Origin of the sequence: Bradyrhizobium canariense, assembly GCF_018130465.1 — a bacterium.
In the GTDB taxonomy this organism is placed as follows: domain Bacteria; phylum Pseudomonadota; class Alphaproteobacteria; order Rhizobiales; family Xanthobacteraceae; genus Bradyrhizobium; species Bradyrhizobium canariense_C.
The window spans coordinates 820,025-840,828 of record NZ_JAFCKJ010000002.1 but is presented as its reverse complement, the minus strand read 5'-3'; the positions used below and the strand labels follow the sequence as shown (position 1 = coordinate 840,828).

Here is a 20,804-nt window from a genome sequence, read left to right as displayed (position 1 = left end):
GCAACAACGTGGCTCCGCAGATCGCACTGATCGATGCATCACGCCGGAATCGGTTTGAGCGTCAGAAGCTATTCGCACGGACTCGCGGCGATACCGAGGAACTCCGATGAGGTGATCGGATTTGCGCTTCCGCCAAACGTCGTGGCTGACGACGCGCCAGTCACCCCCGGGTCGTTTGGAACTTCGCTGCGGGGCGCGCTTCATACCGCGTCGTCGCAGCGGGCGCTGGCCACCGACATTCCGGCGGTCGTCGCGGCGGAAATTGCTTCCGATCGCGTATTCTCGTCGACGACAACCTCCCGAAAAACGCCGAGCAACTCGGACAAGGATGCGTCGTCGTAAGCTCGGCTGCTCTCAAACGGCGGAAAGAGGATTCCCGATGGGATTGCTTGTTGAAGGTGAATGGCGCGATGCCTGGTACGACACGAAGCCTACCGGTGGCCGCTTCGTGCGCAAGGACGCATCCTTTCGCAACTGGATCACGTCCGACGGCAGCCCAGGCTCGAGCGGCACCGGTGGATTCAAGGCTGAAACGGGACGCTACCACCTCTATGTGAGCCTCGCCTGCCCCTGGGCGCACCGGACCCTCATAATGCGCGCACTCAAGAGGCTTGAAGACAAGATATCAGTTTCTGTGGTGCATTGGCTGATGGCCGAGAATGGCTGGACATTCGCGAACGGTGCCGGCGTCGTTCCCGATGACGTAAACCACGCGAAATTCCTATACGAAATCTATGCCAAGGCCGATGGTCAGTACACCGGCCGGGCGACCGTTCCGGTTCTCTGGGACAAGCATCGGCAAACGATCGTAAGCAACGAATCGTCGGAAATCATCCGCATGCTGAACTCCGCTTTCGACGATATCGGCGCAGCACAAGGCGACTACTATCCCAAGAAGTTGCGCGAGGAGATCGATGGCGTGAACGCGCGCGTCTACGACACTCTGAACAACGGCGTCTACGAGGCCGGCTTCGCCACCAATCAGGAGGCCTACGAAGAGGCGGTCGCCCCCCTCTTTGACACGTTGGACTGGCTGGATCTGCGCCTATCGGATAGGCGCTTTCTCTTGGGCGGTAGCCTTACGGAGGCGGACATCCGGCTGTTCACGACGCTCATCCGATTCGACGCGGTCTATTACGGCCACTTCAAGTGCAACATCAGGCGGATAACGGATTACCCAAATCTGTCGTCCTACACGCGCGACATCTTCCAGACACCAGGCGTGTCGCAGACGGTTGATTTCGACCACATCAAACGGCACTACTACGCGAGCCACCGCTCGATCAATCCAACGGGCATCGTCCCGGTCGGACCGGCGCTCGACTTCGACGCCCCACACGACAGCCAACGGCTTGGCGGCGGCACCGATCAGACCGCGTAGCCCGGCGCGTTTCCGGCAAGCCGCCGTGAAGTTCCAGCATTCGATGCCGCCAGCCAGCACCGGGAACGCCGCCTAGCCTTCGCAGTCGGGCCATAAGCGGCAGTCCCAAACAGGCTCAAACCGGAACAGCGAAGTAGACCGTCGTGCCATTCAGCAGTAGCATTCTGCCGCTTAGGTGGAGGGCGATCTGTGACGTTGAATAGACGAGAGACGCTAAAGATTTCCGCAACCGCGCTTCTCGTAGCGGCGCTGGCACCGAGCCTCGCCGCGGGACAATCTGCCCGCACGAAACTTGTGTTGTTGGGCACGACCGGCGGTCCGCCCTTGCAGGTTGGGCGAGCTGCACCTTCAAATGCCATTGTAGCCGGGGGGTCGCTTTATGTTATTGATTGTGGCAACGGCGTTGCCCGACAGATCGTGCAAGCTGGTCTTAGGCTTAACGCGTTAAAAAGCATTTTCATCACGCATCAGCATTCGGACCACAATTTAGACTACGGAAACCTGTTTTATTTTGCCTGGTATTTGAGCCTGCGGAAGCCAGTGGATTCTTATGGCCCGCCACCATTGGCGGAAATGACGAAGAAGTTCTTTGAGTTGAATGCTTTCGACATCGACATTCGAATTCGCGATGAAGGCAAGCCCGATCCTAGGGCAATGCTTATTCCGCATGAGATAGAGTTGGCCGGAATTGTGATGCAAGACGAGAATGTGAAGGTCAGTTGTGTCTTGGCTGACCATCCACCGCTGCCGGTGGCGCTATCGTATCGCTTTGACACTGCAGATCGCTCTATCGTTTTCTCTGGTGATACCCGAAAGACCGACGCTCTCATTAATCTTGCGAAAGGCGCGGACGTATTCGTGTGCGAGGCGCAATATCTTCCGGGAATGCGTCAGGTGCTCGATGGAGCCGTGAAAGTAGGCAGGTTCGATAAGGAGACCGCCGACAACCTCTTCAAAAGTGTTTCAGGCAATGCACTTACGGTCGAGCAGGCGGGCGAAGTGGCTCAAGCTGCAGGGGTCAAAACGCTAGTGTTAAGTCATTTCGTTCCAGGAAATGGCGCTGTTCCTGATCAGGTGTTTGTGGACGAAGCCCGCAAAGCTTTCTCCGGCGAAATCATAGCGGGCCGGGACTTACTCGAAATTTAGATTTAGCCCCAACGTTTGACAGTCATATCCGGTTTGGGCCAATGGTTGCCCTGGCGAGCTTGGAGGGCTGTTCGGGTCACCTTCAAGAAGCAGACCTTGCGGCGCATTGAACGAAGGTCGGCCACGGGCCAAAACCGGATTGCCATGCACATGCGTCGCGCGTAGTCTATTGCTGCGATCTGCTTTCAAGCAGCCGGTCGCGGACCTCCTCCGATACAAAGCGCTCCGCCCGCTGCCATGCCTCGTCGTTGTCGCCGCGGAACTGGAAGTATTTCCTAAACACGATGTGCTGGGATTTTGTATCGATAGCAACAGTCTGCGAAAACTGCACCAGCGTGCTCATCTTATGAAAGCCGCCGATGATCAGGATCTGCGCGCCGACCTGTGACGCCGCGCGCAGCCGATCGCGCAACGTCGGTCCATCGGTCGGACAATTTGAAGCGCAGGAAGACGGCACAAGCTCAAAACGGTGGTCCTCCGTGACATCGTCCCGCAGCGCGGTCATGAAGGCCCGCAATCGGTTTTCATGTACGGCCGTCTGATCGGTAGGCTCGTTCGACGTGTCTCTATATTTGAAATCGTCGACGGAGACAGCCAAGGCGTGGTCGGCGGTCTCGGCGGATGCATCTGAGATGAGGCTGGATCCCAGGAACAGACCGGCTGCGGTAACAGCGTGCAGGATTGAACTGTGGCGCATGGCGATGCCTCGATCTCCTCCGCTAAGTCCATCTTAGAAGATCGCTTCTTTCCGTCACCTGTCGAAGAAATTAATCCTTGGTAACGCTCCGCGGCCGCCGTGTCAGTGCAGCGCTAATGTCTGCATGCTCGGCTGCAAACTTCCGGTCTGCCCCTGTGAACCGACATGTAGCGGCACCGCGTCAACGGAAGCGATGGGCCATAGCAAGACCTTCGCACAGTTCTCCCGCAGTGCAGCAATATGACAGCCTTGGGTGAGATATCCTTTCGGTCGCCACGAGCTGATTGTAGTATTCCGCTAAATGAGAAGCCGGTTCCCACGGGCAAGGAAACAGCCAACAAGGGGAGCACTCAATGGCTATCGCAATCACGCATGGGACGTTGTCCGCAGCTGATCATAGTGCGCAGCTGCGCAAGGCGATTATCGCATCAACCATCGGCACCGCGATCGAGTGGTACGACTTTTTCCTTTATGGCACTGCTGCCGGGCTTATTTTTGGTAAACTCTACTTTCCCAATGAAGATGCGTTAACGGCGACGCTCGCGGCCTTTGGCACCTATTTCATCGGCTTCGTGGGGCGCCCGATCGGTGCCGCGATATTTGGTCACTACGGTGATCGCATCGGCCGCAAAGCGACACTCATCGCCACGCTTCTGTGTATGGGTATCGCGACCTTCCTCATCGCATTCGTGCCTACCTATGCGTCAATCGGCATCTGGGGCGCGGTCATCCTTACCGTGTTGCGGATGCTGCAGGGTACAGCGCTTACCCCGCCACACCCTTCAAAACGGCATCTCTTCGCAAATTGTGTCCGGCAGCCGTCAAATGGGCGCCTATGATCAGACCGAGCCGACCTAACGTCAGGAGAGCAAGGGGGCTGCATAGTTCGATGGAAAGACCGGCTCCCAATATCGCAATGGCGCGTTGTTCATCCCTGTTGAGATCAGCCCATGAGATGCCTTCCATCACGCGGCTCCGTCGCAAAGAACTATCTAAAATCCAAACGCGTGACCGATTTGCCGCAGCATAGCCATGGCCGCTTCGGTGTACCGACCGTGGGTTAGATATTGATCCACCTGCGCTGTACTGATCAGCGCCACAACTGCAACCATGAAGCCCTTAAACATTGCGCCTCTCCTCTTTGAGAGATCACCAACCCCGGCGTGCCCAGGTTCAAAACACTTCAGGAATTCCGGGCCGCAAATCGCGACTCATTATGCAATGGCAACATGGTGATGATGGCTGGTAACAAATTCCTTAACTGCGCGGCCTCAGGGGCCTCCATGGTCGCCGCGTCGGCTTGTCAGTCGAGCTTAAAAGCACGGACCAAATTCAGAACTGCTCTTGGCCGATCTCGCGATCCCTTCGCAGATCAGCTTAGACTAACCGGCCCGCTGCGCGAAGACACGTCCGCTAGTGCGGCTTACTCGACCTTGCTGCTTATGGAAGCGTTGCAATCGACCGTAGACTGCCAGGCGAGTGCGGCCCAGCCGCTGGCCGATCTCGCTCGCAGTCATGCCACTGTCGAATAGCTCGAGAAGTTGCGCTTCTTCCTCGGGGGACCACGAACGGATTTCCAGTCTATTGTTTGACATCGGCCATCCAAAGCCAGCGAAAGCACCGCGAAAATGACATTCTAGGGCAACAGGCATAAATGCCTCTTCTCCGCCTCAAAGATCCTCGAACGAGACTCCGATAAGATTTCCACTCGACCAGACTAGGTGGCAACTTCGGATGATGCGATCTTTCTCGAGCATTAGTTTGAATGTGGAGTCCACGTGCCGCTTCGACGGAAGCTCAACTGATGCCCCTTCTTCCGACATGTTGACGACGCGGCAGCGTAAGCTGGCGCCGTCGCCTGAAATGTAGGCCTCGTCCACATCGATGCGCTCCAGCTTTCGACGTTCTATCATTTAAATACAGCCGCAACGAGATTCTCGCCGGATGTGCACCTTGTCTCTAGCAGCTGAAATTGTCGCGCGATCTGTGTTGCTAGGTCTGATCGTTCCTTAGCGAGAGCCTTTCTTTGCTCAAGCATGTCGTGTCCGTCACGCTCGAGCACCTGGATCAAGATGGTTTGACTTTCAATATACAGATGCTTGGTTGCGATTGATCGAGCGATAGTTGCTAGTTCATCATTGCAATCCGAAGTCATTAGCAATCTCTTGGCTGGCCTGTCGGCGAGTAAAGCTTACATCCTACCTGGCCTTACCTGCGAAAACGTTACCTGATCCGGTGGAGTCCAGTAGCCCGGCGTCTCCTGCCAGCGGATTAGCTCGACGCACTAGAAGGCGCGCACGCCACACATCATCCCGTTTGTGCGGCGCGAAAGGATTTGTCGCCTCGCATTGCCCGTACTCTTACGGACATTGCGCGCCCGTCATCTTTAGCATCTACTTCAGATTGAATTTGATGACGATTTGATTTTCAGTCGAGGTCCCCATGAGCGTTAAAGCCATGATGGCGACGATCCTCCAAAACCAACTGACGCTGCGCGGCGTGCATTCACTGACGCCATCTGACTACCATGAGATTGTAGAACTGCTGATCGAGCAGCTGAGGGAGCTGAGCTTGGCTGTGCGAGAAATTACTGACAAGCGCCGGGAATAGCAGCAGCACCCGATTTTTTAGGACGAAGACGAACGCGGAGATTATTGTTCAGACAACCGGTGCCCAAAGCTGCAACCGCTACTGGCTGATCCGATAGAACAGTGGCGGATACCCGGCCAATCGGGTCCAGAGCCACTCATTGGTGTGGCCTTCAGTCAGACTTTATCCGTGCAGCAATCTCTTTGACCTTCGTCAACGTTCGTTCGAATTCGGATTTGAGATATTGCTCGTGCGCCCGGTCTGTTGGCTTCAGCAGAAATGCGACTTTCACAAAAAAGCGGTTCAACAGCGAAGTAATTAAAAGATTGTCCGAGTGTTTCGACCGGAGCGCCGTAAGTTGGCGACGCATCTCGATGAGATCAAGCGTTTCGTGGTCCGGCTGCTCTCTCAAATGAAGCTCGCGCGACTGTCCAGCGTCGAAGTCGCTGCACCGAATATAATGGTGCGGCGACTTCGCTGGGGTGGAGCGGACAAGGGCAATGTCCGTGTGCGCAAACCTAGTCCTCTAGCGCGCGGCCGCAATCACGGTCTGGAATTAAGCTTGATGCTCGTGTTGCAAGTTAATTCTGGAACTGTGGCTGAGGCGAAGGATAGAGCTACTGTTGAACTTCGCGATTGAGGAGATGAATTGGTGTGCGCTGCCCGGCGCTGCGCCTTCAATGTCGAGCGCAGAGCGGGCACTCCCCATCTGCTGCTTTGCTGATCTGCCGCGCGATTTCCTCCCTGAGGTCTTGCGTCTCCCAATTCGTGCCATCGCTCCTTACGATCCTCTTGGCGCGCTCGAAGGCGTGGCTTTCGGCTGCATCGTCGCCGACGCGGATGGTGACTTCAGAATGGAAGGGGCAGACGGCGACGGCACGGGTTGTCTCCAGCGCGTAGTGCACAGTTGCGCTGAGATCGTCGGCATAATCTTCAACGGACATGTCGGGCCTCCCTGTCCGCATCTTGGGCGTTGCGATTGAGGTAAGGCGAGGCCCGGTGTACCTAGGAGCCCAGGGCCCTCATAACCTCAGCAGCCTGACAAAAGGTTGTTCGGCTACGAGTCCAGTCTGTCCGACACGGCAGGATATCGCTTTGACGCTGCGCAAAGTCCCTCGGGCCAGCCCGGCCCCCTTGCGGCGGTACGGAGGGGACAGTTGCGGGGCCAGGCGGTCCGACGGGCTGGCGCCGTGAGGAGGCGCCATGCACGGAGAAGCTAGTCCCAGTCGGCAATATCGCTGTGCTCACTTGTGACCGCGAACAAGTATTTGTAATGTTCCTCGACTGGAACATTGAGGCCGCAGATGAAAGACATGCAGGCCCAGCTAGAAAAGCTACAGCGAGACTCCGCTGAGTGCGCCCTTATTCGCGACTTGGCGACTGATCCCAAGAAGCGTGAGTTGTTTGCCAGATTGGCCGATCACCTTGCTGTGCTCGCATCCGCAGTGGAGCAGGCTATCGGCGAGAGCGCGGGCGGCGAAATCTCTCCTGATCTGCCGCCGAGGCCGTAGCGCTGCCCCCGCTTTTGGATGGTACCCCCTGAGTTTCATCTCGCAAACAGGCCGCGAATGCCTATTTTTCCCGCATGCGTTCATTTGAGTTTTGTCTGCCGACCAAGGGCATCACTGTCCCGGACGGCCCCGATTGGCTTCACGAAGTAAAATATGACGGCTATCGCCTCCGATTGGAGCGCGACGGCGACCGCGTGCGCCTGATCACGCGTGGCGACTACAACTGGGCCAGCCGCTATCCCTGGATCGTCGAGGCCGCGCGCAAAGTCCGTCAGAAACAATTCGTGCTGGATGGCGAAGCGGTCGTCCTCGGCGTCGATGGCGTCTCAGATTTCAACGCGCTGCACTCGCGCAAGCACGATCACGAGGTGCAGTTCTGCGCCTTCGATATCCTCGCCGAAGGCGGTGACGATTTGCGCATGCTCCCGCTGTCGAAGCGCAAGACGAACTTGGAGCGCCTGCTGGCGCGGCGTCGTGAAGGCGTCTTCATTAATCCCTTTGAGCGCGGCGAGCTTGGGCCTGACCTGTTCCGAGCTACCTGCAACATGGGCCTTGAGGGACTGGTCTCAAAACGCCGCGACCGGCCCTATCAGCCCGGACGGAGCAAGTACTGGGTCAAAGTGAAGAACCGCAGTCACCCGGCGATGGAGCGCGAGCTGTGAGCAGAGCGGCGGGGCCGATCTGCAACTAACAGCGGACCTCAACGGCCGATTGGACCACTTCGCCTTGGGGTCAAAAGCAGCGGTAGACACGATGCTGGATTGCCGTCGGGTTTGCCTCTGAAAGCTGACGTGACATGGGTTCAGCCGGCCTTCGGCTAAGGGCCAGAAGCAGACCTTTGCCAGCAGTGGGCTTTCATTGTTTTTTAACCCAAACTGCGCTGTCGCCGGCCGTAAGAAGTTCTTCAACCTCTGCGTGAGATGGCATTTGATGCACCGGCCAAATGCTCGTCCCATCGGAACCTCATCGTTTGCGCAAGTTCGTAATAGTAGTTGTTGGTCTCCTGATATTCACCGTCGGGACGATTGTGGCGCTGCCTGAGGTGCTATCGGTCCTGCGAAAACCGATGTCGCAGACCTACATCGCAGACAACGGCTACTTCTACCGACTGAAGGCGACCTTCGAGGTAAAGGAAAGCGAAGAAGAGCTTTCTTTCGATTACATCGTCGCCTGCAATCTTAGGGTAACGCGGTGGCGATCTGGAGGATCGTCGGACGACTCAAGCATCAGCCCGAAGGCGATGGTTATCGCGACTCGCGACGGGCATGCCGTAATGATCCGGACCTTGCACCTTTGCAGCGGCCCAACCACCGAGAACGGAATGGTTCCACCAGATGTTCTGCCGCTGGCGGTCTGGTTCGATGACGTTGACGATTTATCTGCGGGTGTGGGCTATCTTTCGGAGGACGCATACGACAGTCCACTTAGCCGGCTCACATTTCACGGAGCGCGAATCGAAAGAGCGACGCGCGAGGATTGGGAGAGGTGGCGACAGTCGTCAGCGGCAGAGTACGTCCAGAAAGGAAAGCTGCCGGGCCCTTGGGGCTATAACTTCCCCAATCAAACTCCGCCTGAGCTCGGTCAGTATGTTTCCACCTGCGAGACCTATCGTCGTTTCAAGCTACCCGAGGAGTTGCGTGTCAAGCTCCGCGAGCTATGGCCACAAGACAAACCGCGATACTGGACTCTGCCGAAAGACATTGATTGGTCCCAGTTTAGCGGGATGTTTTGGCCACACATCAGCAAACGTATCTCAAGCGGCGATCTTCACAGTGGACAACCACTTCGCAGCGGACAAATCGTGCAGATTCCACCGCACGTTCCCAGCTCTTGGCCGCCTGAAATGTATCCTCTCTTGTGGCGGCGTCTCTCGTCAGCCTTTCCCATGCGGAAATCCGCTCTCGGGAACGACAGCGACTTTGTTCTCAATCTCGAATATCGGGAGGGAGCAACTAATGGCTTCGGTGCCTGCCAAGATGCCCGTGACGATTTGAGCTACCGGATTCCGGCATCGTCAGGGGCGCCCGTTTTTAAGGTTGATGGCATGGTCGTCAAGGAACTTGATCGAAAAATTCCAGTACTATCTCTGCCGCATTATTTTGCGGAGCGTGACGAAGCTGTGTTTCTCTGGAGTTACCAGAATTTCTGAGATCAAATTCGTCTGCTCCGAGTCAAAAGCGGACAGATCGGCGGAGGTCACGGTAGGTCCGCTAAGGGCCAGAAGCGGTCATCGATCACCCCGTCCGCACAGCGCAGGAAGGTTATTCGGGCAGCCCCGCTTTCCGAAGGCCCTCGATCAACAGCTTTGAGCTTTTGGGGGCCCGGGCGATATGCGCCGATATTGTAAAGGCGGGATCGATCTCAAGCACACGCGCCGCCGCGGCGTGCGCCTCAGCGTCGCGTCCGAGGTGGGCGAAGGCAGACGCCAGTCCACGGCAAGCTGGCACAAAGGAAGGATTCTGACGAAGGGCTTTCTTCAAGACAATGATCGCCTCGTCAAACCGGCCAAGGCCCATAAGAGCATTCCCAATGCCCAGAAACGTCATGTGTAGCAGCGGGTCTACCGGGCTCATGCGAATTGCACGTTCAAAGCTTTGGATGGCCTCTTCGGGCAGTCCCCCCATTGTATAGACCCAGCCTCTATTGTTCCAAGTGCGCCAGGAATTCGGGTTGAGCGCGACCGCCCGGTCAGCCATTTCGATTTCAGCTTCACTATCGCCGACCAGGCCTGCTGAGATTACGGCAACCCTTGACAACGTGTCGGGGTCATCATCATCGAGGCTCAACGCCAAACGTGCAAGCCGCATTGCTTCCTTGGCGTCGAACTCGGGATCGTTGGCATAGCCTAAAGCGAAGTTGCTCGCGTGACAGTCAGCTGCCAGAGCCGCTGCAGAGCTGAACCTCGGCTCTAGCTCCAAAGCCCGATGAGCCAACTTAATCGCCTGGGCCAAACTTTCGCGGGTCGTCAGGTAATACTGTTGCATGGATCGGAGAAAAAAATCATAGGCAGTGAGGTTCTCTGGTCGGCGCCGCGTAGCCGCTTCAATCTCTGCTTGAAGCATCTTTGGCTGAACAGCCGAGACAACGGCGAGTGCAACTTCGTCTTGGAGAGCGAAAATGTCCGTCAGATCACGCTCGAATCTGTCCGCCCATAGATGCGCGCATGTCACCGCATCAATCAATTGCCCTGTGATTCGAACCTTCCCCGATGCCTTGCGCACGGCCCCCTCAAGAACGTAGCGCACGCCGAGCCTGCGTCGGACCTGCTGGATATCGACAGCTTTGCCTTTGAAGGTGAAACTTGAGTGACGTGCGATAACGAACAGAGACTTAAAGCGCGACAGCGCGGTGATGATTTCTTCCACCATGCCGTCGGCGAAATATTCCTGCTCCGGATCGCCGCTCAGGTTCTCAAACGGCAGCACAGCGATAGACGGTTTGTCGGGGAGCGCAAGGTTGGCTTTCTGAAGTTCTAACTGATTATCGGCAACTGCTGCGCCTGCCGGTTCCTTCACTTCCCGGACTGCTCCGACGAAACGGAAGCCCTTGCGCGGTAGCGTTTTTATGAAGCGCTGTTCCTCGCCGGAATCGCCGATTGCAGTCCGGGCGGCATTCAGGCGGGTTGTCAGCGCCGCGTCGGATACGCTGCGCCCATTCCAAATGACTTTGATGATGTCGTCCTTGCTGACAACTCGCTCCCTGTTGCGGATCAGGTAATCAAGCAGATCGAACACCTGTGGTGCGACAGGGACGAGCTCCCCCTCGCGATGCAGCTCGCGCCGATCGGTGTGGAAGACGTACTCCTCAAACAGATAGCGCAACTTCCTTCCCCGTTGCCAGTCTCGGAGCGACGCTGCGCCCCTGCGCCAGTCGGAATGAAGAGAATAAGCCGCCGATAAGGAAAATGTAAGCCGCTCGTAAAGCCTACCGAACCGCGCTTTGGCAGTCTAGGCGGCGAGAAACGTAGCGGAGGCGACGATGAGTGCGACCTACGAGTCCAGGAGAATGCGACGGGCCGCTGCATTTGCACAACGGAATGCCACTCTACTTGTCTGCGGTGCGCTTGTCGTCGCCTGCGCCAACGCTGCTGAAGCCCAATGCTCTGCGCAGGATGTCCTGCGTAATCACTTGGCGCTCAAGGGGGCTCCGCCAGCCCGCGACACCCGGACGTCATTCAGCTCCGCCGCCGAGGTTCCTTTCTGGAAGAGGATTACTGTCGGGACCTTTAGGGATTTGGCCGCTCTTCGGGGCGCGATGAGTGCACTGGGCTGCGGTGTTGGGAGCTCGGCTGACGAGATTATCGGAAGACCGGCCTTTACCCTCAGCGGGAAGAAAGCCGAGGTCGAGCTTGTTGCCGTGTCGCCAGCCGAACTTGGCTTTGAGGGCAAAACGGCAGCGCTGCGGGACGTCTATGCGCGCGCGCAATTGCTGGGCCTTCTGCTTGCGCCCGCCGAAATCGCAGCGCAGCTAAGACTTCAGTATCTGGACCAGCCGATCGGCGAATTCCTTATCCTGGCGATGGAGCCGATCAGGACATGGGCTGGTGAACCGGTCATCCTAACAGTGGCGAATGGTGGAGCGGGCCTCATTCTGATCGGGCAGGACGGCCAAGACGGTTTGGACCTGCCGGTGAGGTCACATTTTGTATTCGTTCGCCCTGGTACACCCGGCCCTCCACAGGCAGCGGCATTTGCTCCATAGCCAGAGGTAAAACCGATTTTGTCGGGCTTCCATTTTCCGCATATCGCAGGGCGAGGAAGCAGATCGGCGCATAGTGCGCTTGCAGCCTCGTAGAGAGGAACGAATGTCCGCGAGAATACATGCGGCGCTGATGCTTGGCCTGATTGCGTTGGCGACACCGGTGCTCGCCCGTGATGACGGGCGCTACGCTAAGTCGCCGCTGAAGCCATGGTTCGAGAGCTTGCACAGCGAGTTTGGGCAGTGCTGTACGAATGCCGATGGATACATCGTCTTCGACGCCGATTGGGAATCCGACCGTGGCCATTACCGCGTCCGCATCGAAGGTGAGTGGGTCGTGGTTCCTGAGGGCGCCGTCCTAAAGCAGCCGAACCGCGCCGGTCCGACTATGGTATGGAAGCACTACATCGATGGCCATCCGCGCGTTCGCTGCTTTCTGCCCGGCAGCATGATCTGAGAACGTACGCCGGAATTCCATGCAGGGAGTCCGGGTCGCGGCGTTCTGAATGACCGTGCTTGAGCCAGTGAACTCGTGGCTTTGCAATTCAGAGGAATTGCAATGAGATCAGCACTTCCCGAACAGCCGCATGCAATTAGGGGGGGAGACCCATGATGCGGCAAGCTATCGTTATTTTTTCGAGAGGTTTCGGCTGGTAAAATCTAGCGAGCTTGGGAACGAGCGTAGAGAGGCGCAGAGCCGGCCTCGCTTCTATCAGGCGTGCACCGATCACTCGGGCTTCCTCGACCCTGCCAGACATTGCGTGGCAAGCCGCTAGAATAAACTGTGCGTTGAGATAGTTGGGCCGGTGCAGCACAGCCAACTTGGCCCATGATGAACCGTCTTCGTGTCGATCTGTCAAAAAATGAGCAAACGCTATTCCGGTCTGCATCAGAAAAAGAAACGGATCCATAGGGCTTAAACGCACGCCGGCATGGAACTGTTTGAGCCCCTCCTCAACATTGCCGCGCCGTATGTGTTCCCAGCCGATACTATATCGTGCAACAGCCAAATTTGAATTGAGCTCATGCGCCTGGAAAACAAGGGTCGTGCCCTCGTCGAGCTCATACAGTACGCCGGCAATAGCCTGCCCGACCCTCACAAGGACAGTTGGATCCTCCTTATCGAGCTCAATTGCGCGCCTCGCCAGCCGTCGGGTCTCATCGCGTTCCTGATCCGCATCGACCGTCCAGCCGAAGATCTTTCGTTGCAGGCAGCAATAAGCGCCCAGCGCGTATGCTGCGGCCAACCCGGGATCGATCTCGACGGCAAGCCGAGTCAGTCTGAGGGCTTCAATGTTTTGTTCGCGAGTGAATTGATAGAAGCTTGAGAGTGCACGAAGATAGTAATCGTAGGCCTGAAGATTTTCGGTTGGCTTGCGTTTTGCGCGCTCTATCTCGGCCCGCTCCAATTGAGGAACGAGTGCGCCAATCACGCTACCCGTCACTTGGTCCTGCAGATCGAAGATATCACTGAGTTGGCTGTCGAAGCGGTCCGCCCAGAGGTGGGCACCCGTCGTGGCCTCGATCAACTGTCCGGAAATGCGAACCCGGTCGCCGGATCTGCGCACGCTGCCTTCGAGCACGTACCGAACGCCTAGCTCGCGCCCGACCTGCCTAATGTCGATAGGCTTGCTCTTATAGCTAAAAGTAGATTGTCGCGCGATGACGAACAGCGATTTGGACCGTGAAAGGCCGGTGATGATGTCCTCGACCATGCCATCGGCGAAATACTCCTGCTCTGGATCCGAGCTCAGGTTGGTGAATGGGAGAACGGCGAGCGACGGCTTGTCGGGAAGTGTGAGGGCAGGTTTGGCGGTCTCCCTTTGGAATTCGTTTACTGCCACCGTGGGGGCTCTGTCGGCTTCCTGCACCGTACCGATAAAGCGATAGCCCTTCCTCGGCAGCGTCTTGATCAGACGCTGGCGCTCTCCGGAATCGCCAATCGCGGATCGAGCTGCATTTAGCCGGGTCGTCAGCGCGGCATCGGACACGAACCGTCCCTTCCAAATGGCGGTGATGAGCTCGTCCTTGCCAACTACGCGCTCGCGGTTGCGAATGAGATAGTCGAGCAGGTCAAAGGTCTGTGGCGCCAGGGCAACGACGTTTGTGTCGCGGTATAGCTCGCGGCGGCCGGAATCTAGTTCAAGATCTTCGAAGAGATAGCGCAAGATGCGAAATCCCTCTAGGCGGTCGCCGGTTAAAGGCGGCAACAATTCGGAGGTAAAGAATAAGCTGTCCATAAGGAAAATGTAAGCAGCACGTCAAGCGTGTTGGGCCAAATCTTGGCAGCTTATCTGGGTGGAAACAAGGCACCCGAGGATGCTGCAAATGAGCACGATTTACCAGACAACGGGCTTGGTCCAGACGACCGTAGCGCAGCGAGGCAACGTGGGTGCGTTCATGAATTGTTGGACCGCCTTTAAGGAATGGCGAAAATGGGAGCGGCTGCGGCGCGATCTTTGCAACCTGAGTGATCGGGAGCTGATGGATATGGGCATTACGTATTCCGAGATCGATTACGTGACCTCAAACCGAACTGCGAACCCGCGAGGTATACCATCGGCCGAATGATGTCGACCGACGGCAGCGATGGACAGTCCCTCGGAAACAGGCCGACGCGAGCCGCGTCGCGGCCCAGACACCGACTTCCGGTATGGGTCACTAGCGGTCTTCGACTGCAATCGGCGCGATGTCTGCGATTAGTGCAGAACCCGACGTGGTCACTCGACCTCAGCGTTATCCCGCTCCTTATATATCCTCGCGCAGACCCTTGAAGAACGGGTGCCGCACCTTCCCCTCGGCCGACTTCGCGCGGTACTCGATTTCGGCCAGCAGCTTCGGCTCGACCCAGACGCCCTTGTGCGCGATGCGCTTCGCGTAGGGCTGGGTTTTCCGGACGAGCGGTTCTAGCCTTCTTCGGAGCTCCGCGGTCGAGGTCTTGTCGAAGCCGTGATCGACCTTACCGGCGTAGACGAGATCGGCACCCTTTCGCCGGCCGACATAAAGGCCGTCCCACTTGGTGCCGTCCAGCGCGAAGCCGGCGATGGTCAGCGTCTCCCGCTGCGCGCAGGTCTTCTTCACCCAATTGTTGCCGCGGCCGCTCGCGTAGACGCTGTCGCGCACCTTCGAGACGACGCCTTCCAGCCCGATCTTGCAGGCGTGGGCGAACATCTCGCGGCCTTCGATCTCGAAGCTCTCGCTGAACTGGATCTCGGCGCCAGCGATGATCTTCTTGAGTTCGGCCTTGCGCTGGAGCAGGGGCAGCTTCCGCAGGTCGCGACCGTTCAGGTAAAGGAGATCGAAGGCGACCAAAACGATGCTGGTGGACTTGCCCTTGAGCTCGTTCTGAAGGACCGAGAAGTCGGCCGTGCCGTCGGCCGCCGGCACTACGATCTCGCCGTCGATGACTGCGGAGTTCGCCCTGATGTGCCAGGCGTCGTGCGCGACCTTCTTGAACCGGTGCGTCCAGTCGTGGCCGCGCCGGGTGAAGACCTTGACCGCCTCGTTGTGGAGATGGACCTGCACGCGGTAGCCGTCGAACTTGATTTCGTGAATCCATCGGGACCCGGATGGCACCTTCTCGATCGAGGATGCCAAGGCCGGTTCGACGAAATCCGGAAACGGTGCCTTATCGCCAGGGTCGGCGGCCGGCTTTTTACGCTGAAACGCCACGGACAACCTCCACGCAATGGTGATTCAAAGTGGCACAGACGGAATCGTTCCGGAACCGGCGAATCCTTCGCGACGTTGCACTGTCTCAAACACTTCGAGGAGAAAGCGATGGCTGCAGCGAAGAAGGTAACCAAGAAGACCGCGAGAGGACGCAAGCAGGAGCGGGCCCGCGTCGCCGGCGGTCAGAAGTACGAAGTCGGCTATGAGGCGAAGAAGACTGGCCGGTCCGCGTCCGCCGTCAAGAAAGCGGTCAAGAAAGTCGGCAATACTCGCAAGCGGGTCGAGAAGCGTCTCGGGCGCTGACGCCCGGGTGGCGGCTACTTCACGGTTGCCGCCTCAGATACGGCTGGAGAAGCGGGTGAAGGCGGTCAACGTCTGCAGACGCGGCTCGACGTCGGGCAGGTAGATCTCCGCCTTCAGGAATGCGAGTTCGTCGTCGACGGCGCATTCGCCGACGTCGACGTACCAGGACTTGGGGCGGCCCTCGGTGCCGTCACTCCAGCGGTAGCCACGGCGCTTTAGCGAATCCTTGAGTTCGAACGGCGACTGTTCGGCCCAGACGCGGACCGTCTTCTTTCGCGCCGTGTCGAGCAGGACGGCGAGCGCCGGCGCGCCGGTCGTCGGTAGGTCGAAGTCCAAGATCTCCAGCAGCGCGTTACAGTCGTCCACGGCCCTGTGTGCTTCGTGGAAGTAGCCGGCTCCGTTCAGAAGATAGCCGAGTTGCGAGCCCGCGAAGCCGTGTTTGCGCCAGTCGATCTCGCTCATGCTGCAACCCCAGGCCTTGTGCTCGAACACGGGCCAGTAGCGCTCGACGAACCTTCGGTCGAAAGCGCTGTTATGCGCGATCGTTATGACTGCGCTTTCGGCGAAGGAAGTGATGGCGGCATCGTCGAATCTGTGACCGGCAACCATTTCGTTGGTGATGCCAGTGAGTGCCGTCACTTCCGCGGAAATCGGTGCACTCGGCTCGTTGAAAGCGGAGAATGTGTCTCTGACGCCGACGATCCGCCCGTCCGGCGTGTAGTCGAATTTGACCATCCCGAGTTCGATGATCTCGTCCCTAGCGTGCTCGAGGCCGGTCGTCTCCGTGTCCAGCAGAACGCCGGTCCTGACGTCATGGCCCATGGCCGGTATGTACGTGGGACGCGGGGCCAGGCGCCGCAGCACCCGGTAGTCGGCCGACCGGCTCAAGGCCTCGGCCATCGCCGCCAGATCCGATGGGTTTTGAAACATCTCTTCTCGTGGTGTCCCTACCGATTGACCGGAAGCCCACGATACCGGGGGCGCCGGCCGGGAGGTATCCGAAAGACAGGCAATTCACGGCCTTTTCGGGAGTGTCGTGCAATTCCAAACTGTTGCGGGGTGAGTTCCTGGAGGCGCGGCGCTCCTGCGGAGGTCCGAGTTGTCTTGCCCCCGGTCTTGCTCGCCTGGCGTGCCCTGATCGGTCCTCCACATCGGGCCGCCTCTCCAGCGATCTCGGAGCCCAGCGTGTCTGAAAACCTCTTGCGGCGAACTCTCCAGCGGCCGTTTGTCAGAAAAGGACGTTCGGCTGTCCTGATCCGTAGGATCTTGTCCGTTGTCCAAAGCAGGGCTCCATGGCGACATACGGGCAATCCCGCCCGGGCCGAGGAGACGACCGGGAAAACCGCAGCAAGGCTCCCGAGAGTGGTCGGCGCTGCTCGCGACGAGCTGAGCGCAAGGAGAGTGAGATGGCCTCGAGCAGCATGGTTACTCAAGTTAGGGAAGCGCGAACTGAATCAACAATGATGGCGTGGCGCGTACATGAGTTTGGGCCGCCGCAGGTCATGCAGTTCGAGGCCCTCTCCCGTCCGGAGCCCGGGCCCGGCGAGGTCCTGGTCAAAGTTGCAGCTGCCGGAGTAGGCCCATGGGACGGCTGGATCAGAGCCGGAAAGAGCGCATTGCCGCAGCCGCTCCCGCTCACTCTGGGCTCGGACCTTTCAGGTGAAATCGTCGCCGTTGGGCTCGGAGTCTCGCAAGGACGTGCGGGAGAGCAGGTCTACGGTGTTACGAATCCGCGGTTCGTCGGGAGCTACGCCGAGTACGCGTTGGCTTCCGCGGAGATGGTCTCAGGCAAGCCGAACTCGCTAAGTCACGCCGAAGCCGCCTCCGTTCCCGTCATTGCCGTCACCGCATGGCAGGCGCTGTTCGAGCACGCGCAACTCAGAGCGGGCCAAACGGTGGTCATTCACGGGGCGGCTGGCAACGTGGGATCCTACGCGGTCCAATTGGCCCGTCATGCGGGTGTGCAGATCATCGCAACGGTATCGCCGCCCGATGCTTCCTTCGTGCGCAACCTTGGCGCCAACACGGTGATCGACTACCGGAGCCAGCGCTTTGAGAAGGAAGTGCGGGATGCCGACGCCGTCATCGATCTCGTCGGCGGCGAAACGCAAAGCCGCTCGTTCCAGGTCCTTCGTCGAGGCGGCAAGCTGATCTCGGCAGTGTCCCGCCCGGATCAGGATCTCGCAAAACACCACGGTGTGGAAGCCACCTTCTTTTTGGTCGACGTCACGAGCCGGTATCTGACGGAAATCGCTCGCCTTGTCGATGCTGGAGAACTGCGAACAAACGTCGGCGTGGTCTTGCCCCTCGCGGATGCGCGTGAGGCTCACTTGATGCTGGAGGGCGCGCGGCCCCGGCCAAAAGGAAAGATCGTGCTCGCGGTCGGAGCGGGCTGACCGATCTCGCGCCTCCTGTTGCGCTCACGCGTCCGGATGCGCCAGCCAAGCCCATCGATTTTTGTTGAAAGGATAAAAATGACACCCCGAACTCCCGCCCAGGCCCTCGTCATTCCCGATTCCTTGCTGGCGAAGGAGGCGACAGACGTACTGCGCGAGCATTCCACCGATCTGCTCTTCAATCACTCGATCCGGGTCTTCCTGTTTGCGGTGGAGCAGGGCCGTCAGAGGAAGCTGCGTTTTGACTCTGAACTTCTGTACGTGGCCGCCGCGTTCCACGATCTCGGTCTCGTCAAGAAGTTCTCCAGCCCGGACGAACGCTTCGAGGTCGATGGCGCGAACGCCGCCCGACAGTTTCTGAGCGCCCACAACATTGCCGAAGACCAGGTGCAGAGGGTCTGGGAGGCGATCGCGCTGCACACGACCCCCGGCATTCCGAAGTACATGGGTCCCGAGGTCGCGCTCCTCAATTCAGGTGTTCTGCTCGATGTCGTCGGGATAGGCTTCGACCAGTTTCCCGCGGAGCTTCGCGAGGAGATTGTCGCCAAATATCCCCGCACGAATTTCAAGGAAGGCTTCGTTCGGGAGTATTTCGCCGGCTTTGCGCACAAGCCGGCGACCACGTACGGCACCGTCAACGCCGCGGTCTGCGAACGCTTCATGCCGGGGTTCAAGAGCCCCAACGCCTGCGACTTGATCGCGGGTTCGCCTTGGTCTCACTAGAAGAGGAGGTCATGATGTCGATCAGTGCATTCCCCAATCGGATAGCTGCGCTGCTACGCCCTTCAGCAATCACGCCCAGACAGGGAATAGAACTGCTACGAACGACGTTCTCGGCGGTCGTAGCAGTAGCCATTGCGGGAGCTTCGCCCGCGATCGCTCAGGATCGGGAGCAAGTCAAGCTCGTCTTCGAGCACGCACTGCCCAACGTTGAAGGAAAGAGAATGCTGCTGTCCTGGTGAGTTATCCGCCCGGGAGCAAATCGCTGCCTCATCGCCACGCAGCGTCGGCCTTCATCTACGCCTATGTGCTGTCCGGGGCCATCCGCAGCCAGGTCGGCGATGACCCTGCGCAGGTCTTTCGCACAGGCGAGGGCTTTTACGAAACGCCAGGCTCGCATCATAGGGTGAGCGAGAACGCGAGTGACACGGAGCCCGCCAGCTTGCTCGCGGTCTTCGTGGTCGATTCCAAAGACGGGGCATTGACGATCCCCGACAAGGACGCAGCACCGAGATGATGGCGCGACAGGCTCGCCTGTCCATTCACCGCCCGGCCTTTGCACTGTGTGAACGACATGCATAATATGGCGCCTGACTGGAGAGGCAGCAAAGGTGCCGGTACAAGCTGTCGCGATCGTCGTCTACGAGGGGGTCCAGGCCTTGGACGTGGCCGGGCCGATGGACGTGTTCAGCGAGGCGAACACATTTCTCGACAGTGCCGACCGCTATGAACCCGTACTCGTTGCTGCTCACCACAATCCGCTGCGCGCCTCGAACGGCATACGGCTTATTGCCGATCTAACGCTTGAGGAGGCGACGGGTGGGTTCGACATTGTTCTGGTGGCCGGCACGCCCACCCCACCTGAAACGGAGCCCGACCCGCACTTGCTTCAGTGGGTCAAGGAGCTGCCGTGGCGGTCGAGCCTCTATGGATCGATCTGCACCGGGGCTTTTGTCCTTGGCTATGCCGGTCTGCTGGACGATCGGCGTGTCACGACCCACTGGCAGGATGCGCAGGCGCTGGCGGCCAGGTTCCCGAGAGCAAAAGTCGAACCGGATTTGATCTATGTCCGCGATGGGCGGCTGATCACCGCGGCGGGTGTGACTGCGGGAATAGATCTCGGTTTGGCCCTAGTCGGGCAGCGCCACGGCGCGGAAACGGCGCTCAAAGTGGCCAAGCGGCTGGTCGTAGTCGCCCAGCGCCAAGGCGGACAGTCTCAGTTCAGCCCCTATCTCACGGCGCCTGCCGATCCGGAATCGCCTATCGCCCGTATCCAGGACCATGTGATGGCGAACGTCGGGGATCGCCACTCGCTTGAGTCCCTTGCCGCTGTCGTCGGGATGAGCGCCCGAAATCTTGCCCGGCATTTTGTGCAGGCGACCGGGATCACGCCGCACGAATTCATCGAGCGCGCCCGCATCGATGCGGCGCGCATGATGCTGGAGGGAAGCGACCGGCCGCTGAAGGCGGTTGCATTCGACTGCGGCTTCGGCTCGGCGGATCGGATGAGGATCGTGTTCACCGCCCGTCTTGGCGTCAGCCCCATCCAATATCGCGCGAGCTTCCGGCGGGCGACACCGGAATAGACCGCGCGCTCCCCGCCAAGGCAACGCTCGCGATCCTGCTTTCCCTACAAAGCGTCATGTCAGGAAAAGACGTGCGGCTGTCCTGATCCGCGGGATGCCCTTCCT

25 protein-coding genes and 1 pseudogene are annotated in these 20,804 nt (G+C 58.7%); 17 read left to right on the top strand and 9 right to left on the bottom strand.

Annotation, left to right across the window (positions count from 1 at the left end):
• The first annotated feature begins 54 nt into the window (after window positions 1-54).
• The 3 genes from JQ591_RS08195 to JQ591_RS08185 all read left to right on the top strand — a co-directional run bounded on the left by JQ591_RS08195 (window position 55) and on the right by JQ591_RS08185 (window position 2,527).
• Entirely contained in the window at window positions 55-342 is a 288-nt protein-coding gene (locus JQ591_RS08195) for a hypothetical protein (protein WP_211395478.1), read from the top strand.
• Window positions 343-379: 37 nt separating this feature from the next.
• Window positions 380-1,381 (top strand): glutathione S-transferase family protein, encoded by a 1,002-nt coding sequence (locus JQ591_RS08190; protein WP_211395477.1) that lies wholly within the window; start codon window positions 380-382, stop codon window positions 1,379-1,381.
• 189 nt (window positions 1,382-1,570) lie between these two features.
• Window positions 1,571-2,527: an MBL fold metallo-hydrolase gene (locus JQ591_RS08185; RefSeq protein WP_211395476.1), complete on the top strand. Its 957-nt coding sequence runs from the start codon at window positions 1,571-1,573 to the stop codon at window positions 2,525-2,527.
• Between the two features lie 166 nt (window positions 2,528-2,693).
• Here the strand turns inward: JQ591_RS08185 and JQ591_RS08180 are convergent, their stop codons facing one another.
• Window positions 2,694-3,224 (bottom strand): DUF2380 domain-containing protein, encoded by a 531-nt coding sequence (locus JQ591_RS08180; RefSeq protein WP_211395475.1) that lies wholly within the window; start codon window positions 3,222-3,224, stop codon window positions 2,694-2,696.
• A 353-nt stretch (window positions 3,225-3,577) separates the two neighbouring features.
• On the opposite strand from JQ591_RS08180, the gene JQ591_RS08175 reads away from it, so the two are divergent.
• The gene (locus JQ591_RS08175) at window positions 3,578-4,063 is read left to right on the top strand and encodes an MFS transporter (RefSeq protein ID WP_211395474.1); all 486 of its coding nucleotides are present in this window, start codon (window positions 3,578-3,580) and stop codon (window positions 4,061-4,063) included.
• A 153-nt stretch (window positions 4,064-4,216) separates the two neighbouring features.
• On the opposite strand, the gene JQ591_RS35575 is transcribed toward JQ591_RS08175, so the two are convergent.
• From JQ591_RS35575 to JQ591_RS08165, 3 genes are all read right to left on the bottom strand, one after another.
• Window positions 4,217-4,351 carry a hypothetical protein gene (locus JQ591_RS35575; protein ID WP_283817704.1) on the bottom strand — a complete coding sequence of 45 codons (135 nt, stop codon included), beginning with the start codon at window positions 4,349-4,351 and terminating at the stop codon, window positions 4,217-4,219.
• A gap of 255 nt (window positions 4,352-4,606) precedes the next feature.
• Window positions 4,607-4,819, bottom strand: coding sequence for a GcrA family cell cycle regulator (locus JQ591_RS35720; RefSeq protein ID WP_211395473.1), 213 nt, complete (start codon window positions 4,817-4,819; stop codon window positions 4,607-4,609).
• 75 nt (window positions 4,820-4,894) lie between these two features.
• Window positions 4,895-5,137, bottom strand: a complete 243-nt coding sequence (locus JQ591_RS08165; RefSeq protein ID WP_211395472.1) for a PilZ domain-containing protein — start codon at window positions 5,135-5,137, stop codon at window positions 4,895-4,897.
• Between the two features lie 529 nt (window positions 5,138-5,666).
• On the opposite strand from JQ591_RS08165, the gene JQ591_RS08160 reads away from it, so the two are divergent.
• Together JQ591_RS08160 and JQ591_RS08155 are read left to right on the top strand one after the other, a co-directional pair.
• A complete protein-coding gene (locus JQ591_RS08160) occupies window positions 5,667-5,834 on the top strand; it encodes a hypothetical protein (RefSeq protein WP_211395471.1) in 168 nt (55 codons plus the stop codon).
• Between the two features lie 337 nt (window positions 5,835-6,171).
• The gene (locus tag JQ591_RS08155; RefSeq protein WP_211395470.1) at window positions 6,172-6,453 is read left to right on the top strand and encodes a hypothetical protein; all 282 of its coding nucleotides are present in this window, start codon (window positions 6,172-6,174) and stop codon (window positions 6,451-6,453) included.
• Between the two features lie 37 nt (window positions 6,454-6,490).
• Here the strand turns inward: JQ591_RS08155 and JQ591_RS08150 are convergent, their stop codons facing one another.
• On the bottom strand, window positions 6,491-6,757 hold the full coding sequence (locus JQ591_RS08150; RefSeq protein WP_211395469.1) for a hypothetical protein: 267 nt from the start codon (window positions 6,755-6,757) through the stop codon (window positions 6,491-6,493).
• 360 nt (window positions 6,758-7,117) lie between these two features.
• On the opposite strand from JQ591_RS08150, the gene JQ591_RS08145 reads away from it, so the two are divergent.
• From JQ591_RS08145 to JQ591_RS08135, 3 genes are all read left to right on the top strand, one after another.
• Window positions 7,118-7,324: a hypothetical protein gene (locus JQ591_RS08145; RefSeq protein WP_211395468.1), complete on the top strand. Its 207-nt coding sequence runs from the start codon at window positions 7,118-7,120 to the stop codon at window positions 7,322-7,324.
• A 74-nt stretch (window positions 7,325-7,398) separates the two neighbouring features.
• On the top strand, window positions 7,399-7,986 hold the full coding sequence (locus JQ591_RS08140) for an RNA ligase family protein (protein ID WP_211395467.1): 588 nt from the start codon (window positions 7,399-7,401) through the stop codon (window positions 7,984-7,986).
• Window positions 7,987-8,390: 404 nt separating this feature from the next.
• A complete protein-coding gene (locus JQ591_RS08135; protein ID WP_211395466.1) occupies window positions 8,391-9,473 on the top strand; it encodes a hypothetical protein in 1,083 nt (360 codons plus the stop codon).
• 112 nt (window positions 9,474-9,585) lie between these two features.
• Here the strand turns inward: JQ591_RS08135 and JQ591_RS08130 are convergent, their stop codons facing one another.
• Entirely contained in the window at window positions 9,586-11,145 is a 1,560-nt protein-coding gene (locus tag JQ591_RS08130) for a winged helix-turn-helix domain-containing tetratricopeptide repeat protein (RefSeq protein WP_211395465.1), read from the bottom strand.
• 157 nt (window positions 11,146-11,302) lie between these two features.
• On the opposite strand from JQ591_RS08130, the gene JQ591_RS08125 reads away from it, so the two are divergent.
• Together JQ591_RS08125 and JQ591_RS08120 are read left to right on the top strand one after the other, a co-directional pair.
• On the top strand, window positions 11,303-12,025 hold the full coding sequence (locus tag JQ591_RS08125; RefSeq protein WP_249136576.1) for a hypothetical protein: 723 nt from the start codon (window positions 11,303-11,305) through the stop codon (window positions 12,023-12,025).
• 103 nt (window positions 12,026-12,128) lie between these two features.
• Window positions 12,129-12,479 (top strand): hypothetical protein, encoded by a 351-nt coding sequence (locus tag JQ591_RS08120; protein WP_211395464.1) that lies wholly within the window; start codon window positions 12,129-12,131, stop codon window positions 12,477-12,479.
• A gap of 136 nt (window positions 12,480-12,615) precedes the next feature.
• Here JQ591_RS08120 and JQ591_RS08115 read toward each other — a convergent pair whose 3' ends face one another.
• Window positions 12,616-14,190: a winged helix-turn-helix domain-containing tetratricopeptide repeat protein gene (locus JQ591_RS08115; RefSeq protein ID WP_211395463.1), complete on the bottom strand. Its 1,575-nt coding sequence runs from the start codon at window positions 14,188-14,190 to the stop codon at window positions 12,616-12,618.
• A 151-nt stretch (window positions 14,191-14,341) separates the two neighbouring features.
• Between JQ591_RS08115 and JQ591_RS35650 the strand changes: the two genes are divergently transcribed.
• The gene (locus tag JQ591_RS35650) at window positions 14,342-14,593 is read left to right on the top strand and encodes a DUF1127 domain-containing protein (protein ID WP_349630368.1); all 252 of its coding nucleotides are present in this window, start codon (window positions 14,342-14,344) and stop codon (window positions 14,591-14,593) included.
• Window positions 14,594-14,770: 177 nt separating this feature from the next.
• Here JQ591_RS35650 and ligD read toward each other — a convergent pair whose 3' ends face one another.
• Window positions 14,771-15,694 carry a non-homologous end-joining DNA ligase gene (ligD, locus tag JQ591_RS08105; protein ID WP_211395461.1) on the bottom strand — a complete coding sequence of 308 codons (924 nt, stop codon included), beginning with the start codon at window positions 15,692-15,694 and terminating at the stop codon, window positions 14,771-14,773.
• 108 nt (window positions 15,695-15,802) lie between these two features.
• On the opposite strand from ligD, the gene JQ591_RS08100 reads away from it, so the two are divergent.
• Window positions 15,803-15,997 carry a DUF3606 domain-containing protein gene (locus JQ591_RS08100; RefSeq protein ID WP_211395460.1) on the top strand — a complete coding sequence of 65 codons (195 nt, stop codon included), beginning with the start codon at window positions 15,803-15,805 and terminating at the stop codon, window positions 15,995-15,997.
• A 33-nt stretch (window positions 15,998-16,030) separates the two neighbouring features.
• Here JQ591_RS08100 and JQ591_RS08095 read toward each other — a convergent pair whose 3' ends face one another.
• Window positions 16,031-16,927, bottom strand: coding sequence for a 3'-5' exonuclease (locus JQ591_RS08095; RefSeq protein WP_211395459.1), 897 nt, complete (start codon window positions 16,925-16,927; stop codon window positions 16,031-16,033).
• Window positions 16,928-17,403: 476 nt separating this feature from the next.
• On the opposite strand from JQ591_RS08095, the gene JQ591_RS08090 reads away from it, so the two are divergent.
• The 4 genes and pseudogenes from JQ591_RS08090 (at window position 17,404) to JQ591_RS08075 (ending at window position 20,699) form a co-directional block, all read left to right on the top strand.
• A complete protein-coding gene (locus JQ591_RS08090; protein ID WP_211395458.1) occupies window positions 17,404-18,393 on the top strand; it encodes an NADP-dependent oxidoreductase in 990 nt (329 codons plus the stop codon).
• Window positions 18,394-18,471: 78 nt separating this feature from the next.
• Entirely contained in the window at window positions 18,472-19,116 is a 645-nt protein-coding gene (locus tag JQ591_RS08085; protein WP_211395619.1) for an HD domain-containing protein, read from the top strand.
• An 11-nt stretch (window positions 19,117-19,127) separates the two neighbouring features.
• A pseudogene (locus tag JQ591_RS08080) lies at window positions 19,128-19,630 on the top strand (cupin domain-containing protein).
• A 94-nt stretch (window positions 19,631-19,724) separates the two neighbouring features.
• Window positions 19,725-20,699, top strand: coding sequence for a GlxA family transcriptional regulator (locus tag JQ591_RS08075; protein WP_129272857.1), 975 nt, complete (start codon window positions 19,725-19,727; stop codon window positions 20,697-20,699).
• Window positions 20,700-20,804: the final 105 nt, after the last annotated feature.

Bases quoted from the DNA above. Each gene is read 5' to 3' on its own strand.
- JQ591_RS08190 (WP_211395477.1), top strand. From the start codon at position 380: ATGGGATTGCTTGTTGAAGGTGAATGGCGCGATGCCTGGTACGACACG.
- JQ591_RS08180 (WP_211395475.1), bottom strand. From the start codon at position 3,224: ATGCGCCACAGTTCAATCCTGCACGCTGTTACCGCAGCCGGTCTGTTC.
- JQ591_RS08175 (WP_211395474.1), top strand. From the start codon at position 3,578: ATGGCTATCGCAATCACGCATGGGACGTTGTCCGCAGCTGATCATAGT.
- JQ591_RS35575 (WP_283817704.1), bottom strand. From the start codon at position 4,351: ATGTTTAAGGGCTTCATGGTTGCAGTTGTGGCGCTGATCAGTACAGCG.
- JQ591_RS35720 (WP_211395473.1), bottom strand. From the start codon at position 4,819: ATGTCAAACAATAGACTGGAAATCCGTTCGTGGTCCCCCGAGGAAGAA.
- JQ591_RS08165 (WP_211395472.1), bottom strand. From the start codon at position 5,137: ATGATAGAACGTCGAAAGCTGGAGCGCATCGATGTGGACGAGGCCTAC.
- JQ591_RS08160 (WP_211395471.1), top strand. From the start codon at position 5,667: ATGAGCGTTAAAGCCATGATGGCGACGATCCTCCAAAACCAACTGACG.
- JQ591_RS08150 (WP_211395469.1), bottom strand. From the start codon at position 6,757: ATGTCCGTTGAAGATTATGCCGACGATCTCAGCGCAACTGTGCACTAC.
- JQ591_RS08145 (WP_211395468.1), top strand. From the start codon at position 7,118: ATGAAAGACATGCAGGCCCAGCTAGAAAAGCTACAGCGAGACTCCGCT.
- JQ591_RS08140 (WP_211395467.1), top strand. From the start codon at position 7,399: ATGCGTTCATTTGAGTTTTGTCTGCCGACCAAGGGCATCACTGTCCCG.
- JQ591_RS08135 (WP_211395466.1), top strand. From the start codon at position 8,391: ATGTCGCAGACCTACATCGCAGACAACGGCTACTTCTACCGACTGAAG.
- JQ591_RS08125 (WP_249136576.1), top strand. From the start codon at position 11,303: ATGAGTGCGACCTACGAGTCCAGGAGAATGCGACGGGCCGCTGCATTT.
- JQ591_RS08120 (WP_211395464.1), top strand. From the start codon at position 12,129: ATGTCCGCGAGAATACATGCGGCGCTGATGCTTGGCCTGATTGCGTTG.
- JQ591_RS35650 (WP_349630368.1), top strand. From the start codon at position 14,342: ATGCTGCAAATGAGCACGATTTACCAGACAACGGGCTTGGTCCAGACG.
- JQ591_RS08100 (WP_211395460.1), top strand. From the start codon at position 15,803: ATGGCTGCAGCGAAGAAGGTAACCAAGAAGACCGCGAGAGGACGCAAG.
- JQ591_RS08095 (WP_211395459.1), bottom strand. From the start codon at position 16,927: ATGTTTCAAAACCCATCGGATCTGGCGGCGATGGCCGAGGCCTTGAGC.
- JQ591_RS08090 (WP_211395458.1), top strand. From the start codon at position 17,404: ATGGCCTCGAGCAGCATGGTTACTCAAGTTAGGGAAGCGCGAACTGAA.
- JQ591_RS08085 (WP_211395619.1), top strand. From the start codon at position 18,472: ATGACACCCCGAACTCCCGCCCAGGCCCTCGTCATTCCCGATTCCTTG.